Here is a 19,273-nt window from a genome sequence, read left to right as displayed (position 1 = left end):
TTAAAAACCCGATTACGATGTGTGGATTTACTGTTTACACCGGAAGCGACCAGATGCACAGATTGCAGATTGTCCATGACTTTAAGAAGTTGCAGTACCGTGGTCCCGACAATACCGTGATGAAAGACCTCGGCAATAACGGCTGGATGGGCTTTCACCGTTTGAAAATCATGGATTTATCTGACAATGGTAATCAACCCCTTGAATATAAACACATCAGTCTCATTTGTAACGGAGAAATATACAACTTCCGTCAGTGGAAAAAATACTATGAAAAAGCGTTTCATTTCAAATCATCAAGTGACTGCGAAGTGTTGATTCCCCTGTACCTGGAAAAAGGAATCGTCGGGATGGCTCAATCTCTGGATGCCGAATTTGCCTGTGTCATTTACGACGGCAAAAAGAACAAATACATGGCCGCCCGTGACCCTATTGGTATTCGTCCAATGTTTTATGGATACACAACCGGCGGTGAAATTATCTTTGCCAGCGAAATGAAGGCTTTGCATGACATCTGCAAAGAGGTATACCCCTTTCCGCCGGGTTACTGTTACGACGGCGATCAATTTGTCTGCTACCACGATATTGCCAAAGTAGATTCTTTCCATGATGATGAGCAGGCAACCATTTTCAACGAAATAAACAAAAAGTTGACCAGGGCGGTTGAAAAGCGAATGGATAGCGATGCTCCGCTGGGTTTTCTCCTTAGCGGAGGACTGGATTCAAGTCTTGTATGTGCCATTGCTGCACGCATGACAAATAAGCCCATTCGTACATTTGCCGTAGGAATAGAAGACGGCCCAATCGACACTAAATATGCCCGGCAGGTGGCCGATTTTCTTGGTGCCGACCATACTGAAGTACTTTTTTCGAAACAGGATATTTTCGATACACTCAGTACCCTTATTTACAACATTGAAACATGGGACATCACAACCATACGGGCTTCCATGGGGATGTATATTGTCAGCAGATACATTCGTGAAAACACCGACATCAGGGTACTGATGACCGGTGAGATCAGCGATGAAATCTTCGGTTACAAATACACCGATTTTGCACCTTCGCCGGAAGCTTTCCAGGCAGAGGCAGAAAAGCGGCTGCGGGAAATTTACATGTACGATGTTCTCAGAGCCGACCGCTGTATCTCATCCAACGGACTTGAGGCACGCGTTCCTTTTGGCGATCTTGACTTTGTAAAATATGTTATGGCCATTCGCCCCGAAAAGAAAATGAACTACACCGGCATTGGAAAGTATCTCCTCCGTAAAGCTTTTGAAGGCGATTATTTGCCAAAGGATATCCTGTATCGCGAAAAAGCGGCCTTCTCGGACGCAGTGGGACACAGCGTGGTGGATTATCTGAAAGCTTATGCTGAAGCACTATACAGCGATGAAGACCTGCAAAGGGCTAAAGCGAAATATCCGTTCGCGACACCATTTTCTAAAGAATCGTTGATGTACCGCGACATTTTTGAAAGCCATTTTCCCGGCAGAGCAGACCTCATCAAAGATTTCTGGATGCCCAACAAAGAATGGGAAAACTGTAATGTGGACGATCCCAGTGCAAGGGTATTGCCTAATTATGGGAAGAGTGGAGAGTGAACCAATAAAACACCTCAAAATACCTGAACTATGAGAAAAAATCCGGAGCATCCCCTTTCAAAGTAAAAAGGGAATGCTGCCGGATTTATTTTATTCACTCAAAGTAAAAAGTTCTTTCAACTCGTTATCTGATAAGTCACCCACCCATTTTTCTCCGGAAGCCACAGTTAAATTAGCCAGTTCCTTTTTATTGGTGAGCATTTTATTAATTTTCTCTTCAAAAGTGCCTTGTGTAATCAGGCGATAAACCATCACATTTTTATGCTGTCCTATTCGAAAAGCACGATCTGTGGCCTGTGATTCTACAGCGGGATTCCACCACAAATCGTAATGAATTACATGGTTAGCTGCAGTAAGATTCAGACCGGTTCCGGCCGCTTTAATCGACAAAATAAAAACTTTTTCGTGTGGATTATTCTGAAACTTCTCCACCATTTCATCCCTCTGTTTTCGGGTAGTCCCGCCATGCAAAAACATGGCATTCATATCGAACGTCTCTTTTATCAGATGCTGCAATATAACCCCCATCTCCCTGAACTGCGTAAATACCAGCACCTTGTCATCATTCTCAATAATATTATTAACAAGATTAAGAAACACTCCTGCTTTACCGGATAAATCAGGCGAATAGTCGTTCTTTTTCAGGTATTGAGAGGGATGGTTGCATATCTGCTTGAGGGCCATAATTAATTTTAGCACCAACCCCTTACGCTGAATTTTACCATCTTCCTCATTGACATCAACACCACTGATTTCACGCATAATATTATCAAGCACATTCTGATAAATAGCTGCCTGCTCTTTAGTCAGAGAAGCAAAAAAATCGTTTTCTACTTTTTCAGGGAGATCATCAATGATTGATTTGTCTGTTTTCATCCGCCGCAAGATAAACGGCCCGGTAATTTTCAGGAAATACTTCAACTTAGCCTTATCACGGTTTTGCTCAATAGGCTTAGCAAAATTTTCAGAAAACTTTTTCCGTGATCCCAGGTAGCCTTTATTGGTAAAATCAAAAATACTCCAATATTCAGAAAGTCGGTTTTCGACAGGGGTACCACTCATTGCCAGACGAATCGCAGACTTTAATTTCTTAACAGCTTTGGTCTGGGCAGCATTAGGATTTTTTATATTCTGAGCTTCATCAATAACCACCACCTGCCACTTTATTTTCGATAACTGATCAATATCACTCCGCACCACTCCATAGCTGCTAATAACCACATCAGCTTCGACATTCAGTTCTCTTGCAGTACCATGATAAACAGAATACAACAGTTCAGGAGCAAATTTATCAAGTTCCTTTTGCCAGTTGGAAAGCAAAGTCGTAGGCACCACTACCAAAACCCTCTGTCGGCTCAATGCACCCTCCCTTTTTAGCTTCAAAATTACAGCGATGACCTGAAGGGTTTTACCAAGCCCCATATCATCGGCAATGATACTACCGAATCCCAACCGGATATTTTTAAACAGCCAGTCGAAACCTCGTTTCTGATAGGGTCTCATGGTAGCATTCAATCCCCGGGGCAACTCAACTTCGCGGGTCTGAAACAATTCATCGATCAACGCTCTGGTTTTATCATCAATAAGAATCTTTGCCCCGTTGTATTCACCACTAATGGCAGCCTGCAACATCTGACTCCTGTCCAGGCTCTCCTGTTTTCGCAGATTATCCATCAAGGCCTTCACATCAGCCTGGTTGAGATAGACATATTGTTCCTTCAGTTTTACAATTCCCGATAACCCTTTTACCAGCTCACTAAATTCTGAAGGGTCCAGAAATTGATCCCCCAGCGCAACTTTCCACTGAAATTTAAGTATCTCATCCAGCTTCAAAAAGGATTTAGAACTATCCACTTCATTTGACAACAAGGCTACGGTAGCTTTAGGCCGCACCAGTTTTTTTAACGATTGAGGGAGAACAACCTTTATACCCGACAATTTTATTAAGGGAAGCACATTGAACAGCACTTCCGGAAGCTCATCCTGAGTAAACAAGGGGGACTCGCGCCCTGAAGATGCAATTATCCTCTCAAGAGCAGAAAATGAGCCGGTTAAAAGATCGATGCTTCGTAGAATCTCCATCCGGGTGTGCGTATAGTTGTTGTCATTCATTACCTGCTCCAAACTCACCGGCGCTTTTAGCGGTTCCCTGTTGTTTTCCACCAACACGCTAAGCCTGAACAGCCCCTCTTTTTTTTCTTCATCTATCTGCACAACAGGGGTAAAAACCTGGTGAGAGACAAAAAAACGATCCAACCAACGCTGAATAGATGCAGGAATTTCCTTCTCCCCCAACCTGTCAAAACGCCAGAAATAATCATCAATAAAAATCCGGGAAGCAGGCTCTTCCATTAATTTTTGCTCCTGACCGGCTTCACGGATAAAATAACGAGCAAAGATTGACACCAGACTTTTGGTCTGCTCTTCAGGACTCAGAATGCTCTGCTTACCATCGATAATGACCAGGGGCACCGAAAAAACTTTCGTTATTAAATCTGTCACTGCCTTCACTTCATCATTTAAAATTGCGGGAATCCATCGAACGGCATAGCCACCACGCCCGGAAAGTTTAACCAATTGGGGTATCATGGCCGATTTTTCTACAAGCTTTAATGTATAATGATAGCTAAAATAGAGTAATGATAACCCCGGTTCCAACTTCTTGATGAATTTGGGAGGTATTCCGGATAGAAAATCAACTAATTCACGGACATTTTTAATAATCAGCACTTCATCATTTTCATAAATCCTGGCTTCTGAAAAAAATAGCCCGTCGGACACATACAGTCGTACCCGATCATACTTTTCGTAATTAGCAGGAATATCCTGATCGTAACTTCCTTCGTCTTTCAGAAGGCGTGAGACAGTATTCGCGGTTTTCCGGTATATTTTATCCAGAGCTGCTTTAAAATCTGAAGAATAAAAAAGAGGCTTTTCCTCCAGGAGAGAGAACAAATCTTCGCGCAAATCCCTGATTCCGGAAAAATCAATATTGTCCACATCTCCATTAATCATCGCTTCGTCAAAATCTCCCCCGGCTTCCACTTTCCATTCATCCGTTGCAGGAATCGTCACCCTTTCATCCACTGCCTCCAACCCTTTTTTCTTCAATTCTTCAATAATGTCAAAACCATGTATCTTAAATACAACAAATGGATTGCGATCAATTTCATTCGCTATTACATTAATAACAGCTGCAAGATGTTTACAGGGAACGGCCCAATCGGGACAGGAACATTCCATCTCCAGATCGTCCCAGCGTTGCGGAAAAATTTTTATCCCCTTCTCCCGGGCAAGACTGTTTAGCGCAACCGGCAATTCTCTGTTTAAAAGCTTCGACAACAACAGAGGATTACCGATAATGGCATCAAGCAAAGTTCTCTTCCCCTCCTCCGAAAAAGCAGGTACCTTTATGGTAACGCTATACGGCTTTGGACGCGTACCCCTTACTTTGGCATTTATCGTGCTGCCATTAAATATGATTTCCTGAACAGCACCCTTATTGGCATAAGCTCTTCCTCGCGGTAAACGATTTGAATAATCGATATGCGAAAGAGCTTTGAGCCATTCTTCACCCCACCATGTTTGTCCGTATTTAGCCATTATTTATCTTTTGTTTAAAATTCGTGTATCTATTAAAAGCAAATCCAGTTTGTGACTTTCTCCATCAATTAGCATTCTTTTTTGGCGCTCTACAAATGTAAATCCTTGACCGAGCTCCATCAGGAATTTTTCCAGTTCTCTCAAAATGGCTTCTTCAAGATTTCATCAGTATAAAATAAGTCTAAGTTATTGGTCTGATGGAACTCGCATGCAAGAACTTATACACATTCTTATTGTGGCAAACTTTGCCATGCTCGTTTCATTCACTGAAATTGTCTTCTAAACCCAAGAAGTCAAGAACATAAGGGTCTCTGAATACTATATCCGGGGTTACTTTTTGGTTTTCTCTTAGTTCTTTTAATTCTTTCTTGATTTGCAGTTTTGGTTTTCTGGATATGGCTGTTTCACTATTTCAAAATGCACTTGTGGTAACACAATCCTGATCTCCTTCCCTTCTTCTTCATCGTTCCACCACACTACAAAGTTAACTCTTGCGTCTTTAAGTACATATCCCTGGCGGGCCAACGAGTCAACGGTTTCCTGAAAACGACGGGAAAACCTGAGAACAACTTGCCCGTCAGCAGTGCGGCACTCCTGATTCACAGCCTTCAATTCATCGCCGGCAACAAGATTTGAAATCCAACGTTGCCTTCTTTTGAAAAAACCGAGCCACACATCTTTATGTGTTAACTGAATGCTCAGAATGTCAGGTAACTCCCACTTTCTGGAGTCTGAATAAAGTTTCAATCCGTCAACGAATGCAGCACCATCAAGCCAGTCGCCTCTGAGATGAATAGAAAGAAACGATTTGGCCCGTGTCATGGCCACGTACATCAGCCGTTTTTGTTCATCATCAACAGGTTTCCAGATGCCGGGCATCAGAAATACGTTGTCGTACTCTTTGCCTTTGGCCTTGTGCATCGTAGAAACAATAATGGTTTCCCCGGGATTCCCGGTAAAATCTTCGAGCCGTGATTCCTGCAGGAAAATTTCAAAATCGGAGAAGTACTTTTTTGCCGTATTCACGGCTTCAAAATCTGCAATTAAACGAAGACAAAGTTCAAGGTTTGAGCTATGTGAAAATGCATTTTTCAGTTTCCTTACAGCATGCTGCCATGCATCGTCATCAATAACCAAAATATGTTCACCCCCAGCAAGTTGGTTGCAGAAAAACCTGATTTCGTCGAGACTGGCCAGACTAAATCCCTCGTTACTTTGAACCAGGCGGGCTTTCATGCCGTTTTCAATCAACAAACCCGTCACCTGAAGGGCCTCGTTGTTGGTTCTGGTCAAAACCCCGGTAGTTCCCTTCAGCGGGGTATTTAATATATCCCTGACCAAAGGAACGATCTGGTGTTCGCTTTGATGGCGTATTATCCGGATATTTCCATTGTCTGTTTGTCCGGCTTCGACAGGAATTGTTTTCAACCGGTGCGAAATGGTACTTGCAAAAGCATTGGTAAAGTGAACCAGATTCCTTTTACTACGGAAGTTTTCGGTAAGCTGATAGACGACAGCCTGCTTTTCCCTGATAAACTGCTCCAGAAAGGCTGCACTGCCACCCCTGAATTCATAAATATTCTGATCGTCATCACCCACAGCTACCACCCGCATTTCCGGATTTTTATCCATCAAAACTTCTACCAGGGCGTATTCGGCAGCATTCATATCCTGAGCCTCATCAATAACGAGTACTGTCTTTGTAATACGAACCGGTTCAATATCGCCGGATTTAATCCTTTCTACTGCTGTTTCAATTATTGTCTCGGCTTTTTCGAGTGTTCCCACTCGGCCGAGCAAGTCGAAACAATAAGAATGAAATGTTTTGATCTCCAAAAAATTGGCGGCATTCCCGATCATTTGCAAAATACGCTTTTTAAACTCTGTTGCAGCAGCACGTGAGAAAGTCAGCATCAGCAATTGTTCCTGTTTCACATCTTCCATCAACAGTAGCGAGGCCAGTTTGTGCACCAGTATTTTGGTCTTTCCGCTTCCGGGTCCGGCAGCAACGGCAATATAAGGCGATTGGTTGTCCTTGATAATATTCAGCTGAGGGGCCGACAATTCCCCGAACAACTGATGAAATCTTGCCGGGGTTATGCTGCGGTGGATTTCTTCTTTGCGACTTCCAGGAAAGTACTTATTCAAAAAAGAATCATAGTTGAGCTGAAAATAGTCATCCACAAACTGAAGCGCTCCTTTGTAATCATCAACCATTTTGCGGGCATACTCTCCCACGATATGAATTTGTTGTGTCTTATTCTCGTAATGCTGCTTTAATTTCTGATAATCTTCATTTTTGTACCGTATTTTATTGTCCTCCTCGAGGCGGTCGATGGTCAGCTTATTGTATATGACCAGAAACCCGCCTTCAATCCTGATGGCTCCAATACGGGAAAGATAAAACAACGTATCTTCGATATCCTGAAGCGAAACATTCTCTTTAAACAGCTGATTTTGCTGTTCATAAGCCTCCTTTAATTCATGCACTGAAAAATTCACCAAAACCTGATCCTTCTGTTCTGCCTCATTACTTTTTCCGAAGAGATAATCAATGACGAAGCCGGAAAGAATATGACGTTTCTCCATTTTCCGGATAAGGTTTTCAATGGGCATTTGACTGATGACCACAAGATGATTTCCTGACCCTTCGAGATATTTTTTCTTAATCCAGTTTTTAATGGCCCAGAAGTTCAGAACGGTTTTAATCTTATCGGGCGTTATGTCAGCAATGCCCTGCTCTTCAGCCAGCTCATTAAGTTCTTTAATATGATAAGTTTTCTCTTCCTCACTGACGCGGGGCAAAAGGAAACGTTCCAGTTGCCTGTAAATTCCGGTTATTTTTTGCGACTGACTGCTATTCTCACCTTTCCTGATAAAAGCTGTGAGGTCTTTGGTGTCGGCCAGGATTTTTTCTTCTCTCAAAAGACCAATGATTCGAATCACCTCTTCCTTAACAATTCCGAGATGATCGGAAATATAATCAATGCGTGTCTCTCCTTCTTCACCCGCAGCTTCTTTGCGACTCCTGGCAGAAAACAATTTACGAATGATCCGTATTGCCTTTTCTTTTTGCTTTTCGTCAAACCTTGCAGAAGCGTAGATTTTATCAATAGCATCCTGAGCATTGCGCGACAAAATACTGTTGGCAAAAATCCGGGGCATATTTTGTCCGCGCTTAATATAGCCGGCATCTTCGAGCGCGGCGATAGCTGCCGTCACCCGGTTTTCAATATCCATTACCTCATCATCCCACCCTGCTTTACGGGCAATTTCAAGCGCCGAATTGGATACGGTCTTCCGAAAACGGGTGGTTTCCTTGATCGCTTTCCAGACTTGTTGAATCTCACGAATACTGAGTTTCGTCTGATTCAGCATAACAAAATGCTTTCCCAGATCATCTTCGTTGAATAACACGTAGCAGTCGGCCGAAATATTCTCATCACGCCCTGCCCGACCGGCCTCCTGGATATAATTTTCCAGCGAGTCGGAAATATCAAAATGAACCACCATCCCCACATCTTTCTTGTCCACCCCCATCCCAAAAGCTGAAGTGGCTACCATCACGGAAACTTCTCCACCTAAAAACGCATTTTGATTGGCTGTTTTCTCATCCACCGGCATTTTGCCGTGATACGGAAGAGCGTCAATGCCATCATCTGCCAACCTTTTTGCCAGTTTGTAGGCACGATGGGTACGTGAAACATAAATAATGGTCGGGCATTGCTTCTCTTCAATCAGAAGTCGTACCGTCTGATACTTCGACTCCTCAGTGTCCCTCTCAATAACCTTGTAATGCAGGTTTTTCCTCGAAGCAGCTGCGCGAAAAACCGTTAGATTCAATGATAATTTATCGAGAAAATAAGCGCGTATATCATCAATAACCTTATTCTTAGCGGTGGCCGTAAAGCAGGAAACAGGAATCATCCTATCCAGATTCTTCTTAACCGTCAGAGATTTAATAAATTCTCCGATGTAAAGATAATCAACCCTGAAATCCTGTCCCCAGGATGAAAAACAGTGCGCCTCATCAATCACAAAACGAACAACATTGCGTCCGAGCAAAGCTCTTTCAATGGTCATTGAACGTAGCGATTCGGGCGAAATATACAGAATGGATGCAGATCCATCTTCAACGCGTTCAAGAGAGTTTGCCCGCTCGATTGGGTCAAGTAATCCGTTAATGGTAACTGCTTCGGTAATGCCTTGTTTTTCAAGATTATCCACCTGGTCTTTCATTAAAGATTGCAAAGGGGAAATAACAACGGTAAGACCTTTTACCGATTCACCCTGCATAAGAGCCGGCAACTGAAAAGTAACGGACTTTCCCCCACCGGTAGGAAAAACAGCAAGCAACGACTTGCCCTCCAAAGCGGCCCGAACCGCCTGTTCCTGCAAAGGGGAACCCTCATAAGTACGGAAGGAATTAAATCCGAAAAATGTTTTTAGTCCTTGCCGTGCATCAAGTTTACTGCGACAATAGTCACATCCCTCAATACATGGATGGTTACGTAATGACGCGAAAACACTTTCTACTTCAGGAAAATTTTTTAAGACCCATGGCGGAGTGATAGAATAACGGCTTTGAGAATTTATCAAGGCTAAAGTGTATGCCAATTCAACGGGATTATCGGCCACTAATCTCTTTATATCCGCGTTCAAACAAATATCGTTATGAAACAGTTGGCCAATTACCTCAACCGCATCGCGGGCCAGGGCTTCATATTCAACAAAGCTGAAAAATGCTGCAAATCCGGGCCTGTTGTGCAATAATAAAAACAAAAGCTCTCTAAATCCGGGCTTTAGCCTCCAAAAAGCAGAAACCTCATCATCAAAAAGCAGGCGGGCTTTTATGGCATCGCTTAACGGATTATTAAGTTCATCATTCAGGATTTTGTCATCTTTCAAAAGCGCATGATAGGGTCTTGCAGGAAATAATAAAGGGGATAAAAAAAGGGTATCTATTATTTGAGAACTATCAAAACCATACCCTTGCAAATGAGGTCGAAGAAAATTCCAGTCGTAATTCAAAAAATTATGTCCGCATAAAAAATCAGCCTCCCTGACTACCGACACAATCTCTTCGATACGGGAAGAATGCAATTGTTTCCCATCATCAGAGACACACCCCATGTCCAGAATTTTATGGGATTGAGGTTCTGTTTCGGTATCTAAAAAAACAATGGTGCTCATCGTCGCAAAAACCACTTAATTAATTACCGGAGCAAATCATTTTACTCCATTAAATTCCGGCAATTCCGCATCAATATAATAAAAATAGTTTTCACAGTCGTTTGAAAAAATTGGCAATACACTATCGTCGTGCTAAAAGTGAAATTGCGCCATGGTCTTTAATAACTTTTTCCTATCTTTGCACCGCATAAAAAAAAGGTCCGGTAGCTCAGCTGGATAGAGCAACAGCCTTCTAAGCTGTCGGTCGTGGGTTCGAATCCCGCCCGGATCACATCACCACATTCATCTAAAAACATTAAGCTGTAAATCGTTTGATTTTCAGCTTTTTAATTTTTAGACCCATTCATTTAAAACAACAACGAGTTTGGCAACAAAGATGCTTTTTAGACCGGGCTCTTAATTTTCTTTTGTTGTATTAAAATTGTGCGATGGTGGAAAGAAGAAAAACAGAGGTCCTATTTTCCGATTTTAGCATCATGTAAATGAATCAACATATCCTCCATGAACCATTGATAAGCTTCAGTGAGGTCATATTCTGTTCCCGAGCGGACCAGCCCGGACATATCCCCTATAAAGTCCGGATTCACCATTTTTTCTTCAATGTTGTTACGGAATTGTTTGAAAGTTGGAACTTTTTCTACCACAAATTCCATATATTTTTTATAGCAGAAGCCTATTTTTTCTAAATCAGGGTCGAGATGTTTCACTGCCCAATATAGATCAAACAAATCACGCCCTTTTCTTCGTTGATACAATGCCCGGGCTTTTGTCCCAAGCAATTCTTCTATTTCATATGTGGAAATCAGACTGCTTCCTCTAAACCAGGTGCTTGATGATTCAAAATTCGTTCTTTGAATTCCCAATACAGATTGGTGCTTCCTGCAATTGATTTCAATTTTCAACCGCAGGTTAATAACCGGCGGAACTTCTGACTCAAACCGATAAAGAATGGTGTTGTTGTTTTCATTTTGCTTAATACTCCGTCTGGTTCCAAGAAACTTCATCCTTTCTCGGATTTTCTGCAAAATGGGCTTAATGGGACCATCCTTTACCTGCACAAGGTCAATATCTTCTGAATATCTGACCTGGGGTTTCAGAAACAACTTATGCAAAGCAGTACCTCCACGAAAGGCCAGATGTTCGGCTAGAAAATCATCAGAAAACATTTCCACAAGTGCCCTTTCTATGATCAGGTCTTGTTCTACCTGGGCCACATCCGGCCAGGGTGCATATTTCTGCCACTCATCAATATATCGGCGTGGTATCATAAGTCACTTTCTATGGTCGTATTTTTAATTACTTGCCAATCCTTGTCTTCATTTCCTTGTTGGACTCCGTCTTTTTGCAATAAAACGGAATATTTGTCTCTCTCTTTCATCCCTTTCAGCATTCCCTGCGCAAGCTTTTTATCGCCAAGCTCTTTGTCCAGCAAATAGCCAAGCCGCTGAACGGAACTGACAGGAAAGTATTGTGACACTCTTGTCAGCGAGCTTTGTTTCATTTCCTCTGAAAGTTCTTCTAAAATGGTATAAATCCGGTTTATGCCAAAACTTCCATAAGTCAATAAATCCAAAGCGGTGATTTCTGGAATGGATACGTTCAGATACCCCGCATCTGTTTTTTTCTGAATCACATCTTTTTCACTCCAGCTCTTTTTGACAAAAAAATCAATTGACAGATCACCTTTTTGAATATTTCTCATGGAAGGGGGTTCGATAACCACATAATATTTCATCGGTTGTTGATGAGCAGCTCCATATAGTGCAGCGGCTGATAGCAACCCTACGTAATACCGACGTCCTAACCATTGCATCATGTCGTCTAAAAATAAATGGGGCGGCAGCTGTCCATGACTGGAATATTCGGGTGTAATAATGACATAGAATCCCTTCCGAACAGGGGCAATTCGGCGTTTTTGCTTCATCCGGTACAGGCCTTGCCTCAAAGCTTTATCTGTGAGTTCCATTTCCTCTCTGACATCATCCCAGGAAAAGGAATATCGCCCGGATGCCCGGATATCGTATATGACTTGTTCAAGTTGACCTCTTTCCATCATATTTTTATTTGCAATATACTACGTTAAATGTAGATAAATGCAATTTAAAACATATTTCAGAAATCTACAACCATCTTCATATTTTTTCAGCAATTCAGCAATTAGATTTTTTCACTTTCTGGTAAAATTAGTTAAAGTTTGGGACAATACATTGACTATCCCGGTATAATTAAGTTACCCGTGGAAGAAGACTACCGCAATGTGTGCTTTTTTATAGGCAAAAGTTTTAGCAAAAGTTTTTCCCTGATTCACGGAGCAGGGCATCCCCATTCGTTTTTCATTCCAATCTGATTTGGAATTTTCCGGATGTAAGGTTCATCAGCTCTGATTCAATAATGGCTACCTCTGATAAGAAACTTAAAAGCCCTTCGATGGAGGCCTGATAACGAAAACGGGCCGATTTATGAAGCCGTTCAAATCGCTTAATTTACGATCCTGCTGCTCAACTTGTAGTAGAATTTCAAGGCCCTCATTTAAGGTTAGTTCATGTTGCCTTCTGGTTTCCACCAGGGCTTTCCAGCGGCGCTCCATGTCGTGTAAACGCAAGCTGGTCACTTGTTGTTCAAGTGGTTTCATCCGTATAAAATTAGTCTAAGTTATTGGTCGAATGGAACTCGCATGCAAAAACTTATACATGTTCTTTTATGACAATCTTAGTCATGCTCGTTTCATTATGGCATAGAACGTTTTCTAATTCGCTTAATTTTCCTATTTTTGATGACATAACTAGTGGTTTGTTGATGATTTTGCTTTTTATCTTGTAATTACCTCAAATATAGCAAATTAAATCATAAAAAACCCCTGCTTTTTTTTATTTTTTATCCCTTTTTTTCAAGGTTTACAGAAGTGGGAAACTTGAATTAATTGATTAGCTTGTGTCCTGAAATACTTAGCGTGACCTCTTTCAATCTCTCCCCCGTCAAAAGGCCCTCTTATTGAAAGGCTTCTTTTATTAAAGGCACCAGAAAAAAATCTGCTTTTTAAATGCTGAGTTTCGATTTTTTCGATAATCTTGCAAATTTCCCTTGGTGGCCAAGGCTCTTCTTTTTCGGGGTATTCAGATAGCACTTTACCAATATAATTATCTGTAACTTTTATTGTTCCAGTTTTATCAGCTTTTTCGCTCACCTTGTTAATCCAATCCCATAAAAAGTTACGTCAATGCGGCCATTTTCATCAACTCATAGGATCTTGTTCTAACTTCTCAAAAGCTCATTGCTATTGATATACCACATCAATCACTTTCTCAAATAGATTATAAACAAATTTATTTGTATTCCTGACATGATCTTCAAGTTGTTCTTTTGAGATATCAATTATCCCTCCATCCTTTGAGATATTATATCTGTGTGCAATATCATGTCTCTTCTCGTATGCATTTTTTAAATATTTGTAATCAGGTATTTTAATTCCGAGTAAAGTTGAAAAAAGGTTTTCAACCTCTTCGAAATTATTGTACGGATAGCTCCTCAATTTCTCAATAACTTTCTCTTCTGTCAGCCCATTAAATCTTTTTCTGCTGTTGTACATCTTTTTAACTTTAGGAAATCTTGAATAACATATTATTAGTATCTCCATCATGAAGAGTTCATAATTTGAGAAAACGGAGAGATAAATCAATCGATGGATATTTTTTGACAAGCAGCAATTTCTATATGGATTATATTCAGTAGTATCTTCCGTAGATAAATCATCTATATCCTTGGTCCGGTCTAAAACTTCCCCCATTCCGTATATATTATAATTGTATGAGTAGATACAACGGTAAGGATTTTCTATAACAATTTCATTCCCATAACTAGAAATTTCTCCAGCCGCGTAATATATAACGTCGTCTTGGCAAATTTTGTCATTATTTACATACTTAATTATCGTACCGTTATCTTCTAATGATTTATCAGCAGATATAACCTCTATACATTGGTCTTTCCTTATATTTGAATAAGCTACTAAATCCAAGTAAGATACTTCTTTGTCTGTGTCAAAAATTATATTTCCATCAACAAAAACATCCTTGTGAAATTTTTTAATTTCGAACATGGCGCATATTGTTTTTATTTAATCTCGTACAATAAATGTAAATCAAAAATAATTAGAGGCTGCTGAAAAAGTCAGCAACCTGTTTCAAATTTATTTTCCATTGTTCTTTATGGCACTGCCCCAAAAAGAACCAAAAAAGTCTGGTCCGCTTAAACCTATCTTGTTACCGGCAATTAAATATGTATCATTTTCGGCAAATAAGGATACATGATTTTGGATTAAAAATAGGATGATTAATTGTTAAATTCAAAGAAATTTTTTTGGTTTGGTTTAGCCCCCGAAAAATCGGACAATCGTTATAGAGGATAATACAAACATAAATATTTCTGCCGATATTTGTATCGGCAAGGAACAACCGAAGGCGATTATTATACCGATGGTTGTTGAAATGTAACGGCGCCGTTCATTTCATTTTTCGACTCATCTTCAACCCCATTGAGGGGTTTCAGATGAGGGCAAGGAACACCCTTCAGGCTCATATTACCCGATAGTTGATGGTATGGAATTAACAGCCTGAATTTAGTTGCACGTTTTTTGAAATTAATATCCATGCTTATGTTTCCCAACTCCCATTGCTGCCAAAAGACCATTGGTGGCAAATACAGTGTTGAACTGTGAAGCCTGTGGTTGTTGTATTTTTCATAAAACAAAGTTAAGCATTGTTCCAATTCATCAATTGACCAGAATCTGTATCGGTTTAGCTTTCTTGAAAGAATGGCGTGAAAACTTTCAATATGACCGTTTTCCTGTGGCGTATAAGGATGCGTAAAGACCTGTGTTAACTTATTTTCTTTAAAAAACATACGAACAGACTCAGCAATAAATCTTGAATCATTGTCATTTCTTATTTCAATATCTATTCCCCGGTCAAGACAATTATATGGCTGCAGGTGATTTTCAATAATTTCCTCCCAAAGCTCTTTCACTGTTGACTTTTTTATGCTGTAAGCTGTTTTTCGCCCTAATAAAACCCTGGTAAAAGTATCTATTACGGTTAATATGAATGCATACCTTCTGAACTCTTCAACCCAGACAAGCTTTATGTCCATTTCCAATACCTGCAGTGGCCCTCGTGGAATAACCCGACGATATTTTACAAATGGACGTGGTTGACGAGTATGTTTTTCTTTAAGTTGCATGTTTTCTTTCATTAATCGATAAACCTTTTTATGATTGATTAAATAGCCAATAATCATTAATGCATAAGTCATTTTGCGATACCCGTAATCTGTATCGGGATCTTCAACAATGGTGTTAATATCCTTTACAACCTCGTCATTGGGAACTTCTAATTGTTTAGAACCATCCATTTTCAAAGTCGTCTTCGATGGCCTTCGCCCTTGTTTACCGGCCTTTTCCCGATAATAAAGCTGATGTTTTGTTATGCCGACTATTTTCAATACCAGGTCACGCTTTAAGCCTTGGTAGATATACCTGGTTACAATCTCCTTTTTTTCTCCAAGGCTTGTTTCTTTTTTAGCAACTCTCCTTTTAGCTTGTTCTCAAGCTCTTTTTCGGCAAGTAGTTGTTTTAGGGCTGAATTCTCTTTTTCAAGCTCACGTATTCGCCTTAAATGTTGCGGAGTCATCCCGTGATTAAAGCCTTCTTCACCCATCTCGTCATATTTCTTTTTCCAGCAATAGTAAGAGGCCGGGTATACTCCATGCTTCTCTAACGTTGACGTTACGCCATGAAGGCTTGCTTCCCGGATAATTGAAAGCTTTTCTTCTTTGCTAAATGTTCTTTTTTTCATCGTTGTAAAGTTATAGTTTTTATTCTATAACTTAGTCCGATGGTTTAAGGGGCTGTTTCAGGTTTGCCATTCGGTATCCCTTTCCTTGTAATTTTATGATATCGCAGCGAAAGAGTATTCTGTCAAGAATGGCGGTAACAATCACGCTATCCTCAAGGAACTCGACCCAATCTTTAGGCGACTTATTTGTTGTGATAATCAAAGAAGTCTTTCCATGTAATTCGTTGATCAGGTTAAAAAAGGCGACTGCCTCCTGTTTTGTAACGGGGAACATCATAATATCGTCAATAACAAGCAAATGAGCCTTGATCATTCGCTTGTATTCATTGGCGGCGGTTCGCGTTATCTCTTTCATTTTTAATATTTTAATAACATCTTCCATGGTCTTAAAATAAGCTTTGTATCCTTGTTCTATGGCATCAAAACACAGCCCCGCGGCCAGGTAAGTTTTTCCGGTTCCGGAGGGCCCCATGAAAATCAAGTTATAGCCTTGTTCGAGCCATTTAAGCTCTCTGATTTGTTTGAGTTGGGCTGTTTGCAGCCCGTTGTCAACGGAAGAGTCATACAGGTCTAAATTGTAATTCAACGGTAATCGTGCTTGCTTTATTCGTGTTTCCATGTCTTTGGCTTTTCGGGTTTGTATCTCTTTTTCCATGAGCCAACCAACCAATTCCAGGTAGGTACATTGCTCTTTTTCTGCTTTTTGGATGATTTCATCCAGTGTGGCGCCCAGCGAAGCAAGTTTTAATGTCTTGCATTGTTGTTTGACAACGTCTGATTTTGTCATGGTAGTTTGTTTTAATCGTTAAAAATAGATTCGTAGTCATCAATGTCACTGATTAAAGGTGTTTCATTGGTTTTGGCTAATATTGCATTATTTCCCGGAGGTTTTATCTCGGGAAGTTTGATGTGGGTGTCCTGTTGTGCTTCAAGAACGTGCCATGCCTGTACAAATTCATTGGCTGAATAGAGTTGGTTTTGAATGCAGAAGTCCAGTGTTTTATCGTTAAGTGAAGCATCATTGCTTTGTTGCAGGACTTTATGCAGGAATTGCAACTGATCACGCATATATCGGGGATAGCGGCTTTTGATTTCGGCCAGGTATCTGTTGGCTTTATCTAACGAAGAAAACCGACCGGCAACCCATTCACTCATTTGCTTAATGCTTTTTGAACGGTCGCGCCTATGATTGGTGTTGGAAATGGTTTGCCCTTTACCCGTTGCTTTTTTGTGGGTACAAATCAATACTCCCTCAGTGGTGGATATTTCGATTGTTTCAACCTTTTCTTTCAAAATAACCTGCGTAATGCCCTTTTGATAAGTGCCTGTAGGAACCGAATAAAAGTTGCTTTTAAATGCCACAACATTGTTTTTCCGGTTACATCCCGCCACAAAAATAAAAAAACCTGAATATTGAAAAAGTTTGGAGAAAGGGATGTACAGGCAACAGGATATAGAATAGTCTCCGGGAAAACATTCCTTAATTCACCAACTTGCAACCTTAAATTTTGTAAATTGTCGAGATTATTTGACAAAAAAACACTAAATTTGTCGAAGTAAATCGACAGTCATGGAATCTTTAATTGAGTTTCAAGAAAACCTTTTGCGGTTTGTCCGGAATGATTTTCGGAGGTATTTGCATAAACAAATTAATTGGGAACAGCGGATGATTGGAATTAAGGGCCCCCGGGGAACGGGAAAAACGACCCTCATGCTGCAATATTTGAAGTACGATTTAGGTGTGCCCGATAATGCGCTTTACGTAACAGCTGATCATACATGGTTTTATACCCACACTTTATTGGACACTGCAAACGACTGGTACAGACAGGGCGGAAAGATTTTAATAATTGATGAAGTCCACAAGTACCCGAATTGGTCGGTTGAATTGAAAAACATCTATGACGGACTTCCGGAAATGCAGGTCATTTTCTCTGCTTCTTCCGCCCTTGATATCTACCGTGGAGAAGCAGACCTGAGCCGGCGCGTTATTACATATACCCTTCCGGGGCTTTCATTTCGTGAATTTCTTTCTTTTACAGTGGGATTAAGTTTTAGTCCAATAAAGATTGAGGATATTACTAATAATCACCGGGAAATTAGCAGGCAAATAACTGAGGAACTAAGGCCATTACCTGAATTTAAACGCTATTTGCAGGTCGGTTATCTGCCCATAATTGCAGAAGGGGAAGATTCTTATCATTTAAAATTAAATCAAATAATCAATACAATCATTGAAACCGATCTCGCTTACATTGCAGGTTACAATACAGGAACCGCAACTAAGGTCAAAAAAATGATGGGGGTTATTGCTGAATCAGTACCATTTAAACCCAATATTGCTGCTTTGGCCCGAAAACTGGATTTGAGCCGGGATAGTGTGTATCAATATCTCTACCAATTGAGAGAGGCAAAACTGCTAAATGTGTTGATTGCTGAAGGAAAAGGGGTATCCAGACTCCAAAAGCCGGATAAAATATTTCTGGAGAATCCGAACTACTCTTTCGCTTTAAAAGAGAATCCTGACATTGGAAATGTCCGGGAGACCTTTGTTTTAAATCAAACGTTGAATGCCGGGATCAACGTAAATTGCCCGTATAGAGGCGATTTTTACATTGATGGGTTGACTGTTGAAGTTGGGGGCAAAAGTAAAAATCACGCACAGGTCAGGCATCTTGACAATTACCTGATAGCCACGGACGATATTGAAATCGGAACCGGCAAAAGCGTTCCACTTTGGTTGTTTGGTTTTTTGTATTAAATCAAACGCTCTGTCACCTGTTGGAACCACCAAAGACTCATCAAACCTGAAAATGACATGAATAGAAAGCATTGATTACTTTTCTCAAGCCATTAAGAACAATCCCACACAAAAAGATACAAAAAATCAATAAAATGAAATGGCACTCAATTGAAAGACGAAGACAGGCATTAGGAAAACATCTTCTTCTTCTTTTGCCGGATTCAGACCTGCATATAAAAAATTACCTTAACCCAACTTGTGAAAAATGCCACCCAAAAAAC

General features: G+C 40.5%; 13 protein-coding genes, 1 tRNA gene and 1 pseudogene. 3 read left to right on the top strand and 12 right to left on the bottom strand.

Annotated elements, in window-relative coordinates; all coding sequences use genetic code 11:
* The first annotated feature begins 17 nt into the window (after nt 1–17).
* On the top strand, nt 18–1,604 hold the full coding sequence (gene asnB / locus ATH1_RS0103910; protein ID WP_010417830.1) for an asparagine synthase B: 1,587 nt from the start codon (nt 18–20) through the stop codon (nt 1,602–1,604).
* Between the two features lie 90 nt (nt 1,605–1,694).
* Here the strand turns inward: asnB and ATH1_RS0103905 are convergent, their stop codons facing one another.
* The 3 genes and pseudogenes from ATH1_RS0103905 to ATH1_RS18895 form a co-directional block, all read right to left on the bottom strand.
* Nucleotides 1,695–5,207: a DEAD/DEAH box helicase gene (locus ATH1_RS0103905; RefSeq protein ID WP_010417827.1), complete on the bottom strand. Its 3,513-nt coding sequence runs from the start codon at nt 5,205–5,207 to the stop codon at nt 1,695–1,697.
* A gap of 3 nt (nt 5,208–5,210) precedes the next feature.
* Nucleotides 5,211–5,357 (bottom strand): annotated as a pseudogene (locus ATH1_RS22730) (PDDEXK nuclease domain-containing protein); the annotation flags it as partial.
* A gap of 207 nt (nt 5,358–5,564) precedes the next feature.
* Nucleotides 5,565–10,400 carry a RecQ family ATP-dependent DNA helicase gene (locus ATH1_RS18895; protein WP_010417821.1) on the bottom strand — a complete coding sequence of 1,612 codons (4,836 nt, stop codon included), beginning with the start codon at nt 10,398–10,400 and terminating at the stop codon, nt 5,565–5,567.
* Nucleotides 10,401–10,597: 197 nt separating this feature from the next.
* Between ATH1_RS18895 and ATH1_RS0103895 the strand changes: the two genes are divergently transcribed.
* A tRNA-Arg gene (locus ATH1_RS0103895) sits at nt 10,598–10,671 on the top strand.
* Nucleotides 10,672–10,855: 184 nt separating this feature from the next.
* On the opposite strand, the gene ATH1_RS0103890 is transcribed toward ATH1_RS0103895, so the two are convergent.
* The 9 genes from ATH1_RS0103890 to ATH1_RS0103850 form a co-directional block, all read right to left on the bottom strand.
* On the bottom strand, nt 10,856–11,668 hold the full coding sequence (locus ATH1_RS0103890) for a nucleotidyl transferase AbiEii/AbiGii toxin family protein (protein WP_010417818.1): 813 nt from the start codon (nt 11,666–11,668) through the stop codon (nt 10,856–10,858).
* Complete coding sequence (locus ATH1_RS0103885) at nt 11,665–12,453, bottom strand: type IV toxin-antitoxin system AbiEi family antitoxin (protein WP_245531701.1); 789 nt, start codon at nt 12,451–12,453, stop codon at nt 11,665–11,667. The genes ATH1_RS0103890 and ATH1_RS0103885 overlap by 4 nt, the downstream gene beginning before the upstream one ends.
* 360 nt (nt 12,454–12,813) lie before the next feature.
* Entirely contained in the window at nt 12,814–13,032 is a 219-nt protein-coding gene (locus ATH1_RS18890) for a hypothetical protein (RefSeq protein ID WP_010417812.1), read from the bottom strand.
* 255 nt (nt 13,033–13,287) lie between these two features.
* A complete protein-coding gene (locus ATH1_RS0103875) occupies nt 13,288–13,584 on the bottom strand; it encodes a hypothetical protein (protein ID WP_010417810.1) in 297 nt (98 codons plus the stop codon).
* A gap of 90 nt (nt 13,585–13,674) precedes the next feature.
* The gene (locus ATH1_RS0103870) at nt 13,675–14,496 is read right to left on the bottom strand and encodes a hypothetical protein (protein ID WP_010417807.1); all 822 of its coding nucleotides are present in this window, start codon (nt 14,494–14,496) and stop codon (nt 13,675–13,677) included.
* A 368-nt stretch (nt 14,497–14,864) separates the two neighbouring features.
* The gene (locus ATH1_RS0103865; protein WP_010417806.1) at nt 14,865–15,806 is read right to left on the bottom strand and encodes an integrase core domain-containing protein; all 942 of its coding nucleotides are present in this window, start codon (nt 15,804–15,806) and stop codon (nt 14,865–14,867) included.
* Between the two features lie 128 nt (nt 15,807–15,934).
* Nucleotides 15,935–16,249 carry a transposase gene (locus ATH1_RS0103860; RefSeq protein WP_010417803.1) on the bottom strand — a complete coding sequence of 105 codons (315 nt, stop codon included), beginning with the start codon at nt 16,247–16,249 and terminating at the stop codon, nt 15,935–15,937.
* A gap of 31 nt (nt 16,250–16,280) precedes the next feature.
* Entirely contained in the window at nt 16,281–17,036 is a 756-nt protein-coding gene (istB, locus tag ATH1_RS0103855; RefSeq protein ID WP_010417800.1) for an IS21-like element helper ATPase IstB, read from the bottom strand.
* A gap of 11 nt (nt 17,037–17,047) precedes the next feature.
* Complete coding sequence (locus ATH1_RS0103850) at nt 17,048–17,611, bottom strand: hypothetical protein (protein ID WP_010417798.1); 564 nt, start codon at nt 17,609–17,611, stop codon at nt 17,048–17,050.
* A gap of 304 nt (nt 17,612–17,915) precedes the next feature.
* On the opposite strand from ATH1_RS0103850, the gene ATH1_RS0103845 reads away from it, so the two are divergent.
* A complete protein-coding gene (locus ATH1_RS0103845) occupies nt 17,916–19,010 on the top strand; it encodes an ATP-binding protein (RefSeq protein ID WP_211208061.1) in 1,095 nt (364 codons plus the stop codon).
* The last annotated feature ends 263 nt before the right edge of the window (nt 19,011–19,273 follow it).

The sequence above is a fragment of the Anaerophaga thermohalophila DSM 12881 genome (assembly GCF_000191885.1).
Taxonomy (GTDB): domain Bacteria; phylum Bacteroidota; class Bacteroidia; order Bacteroidales; family Marinilabiliaceae; genus Anaerophaga; species Anaerophaga thermohalophila.
The sequence above is the reverse complement of the archived record's forward strand: the minus strand, read 5'-3'. Positions and strand labels throughout refer to the sequence as shown.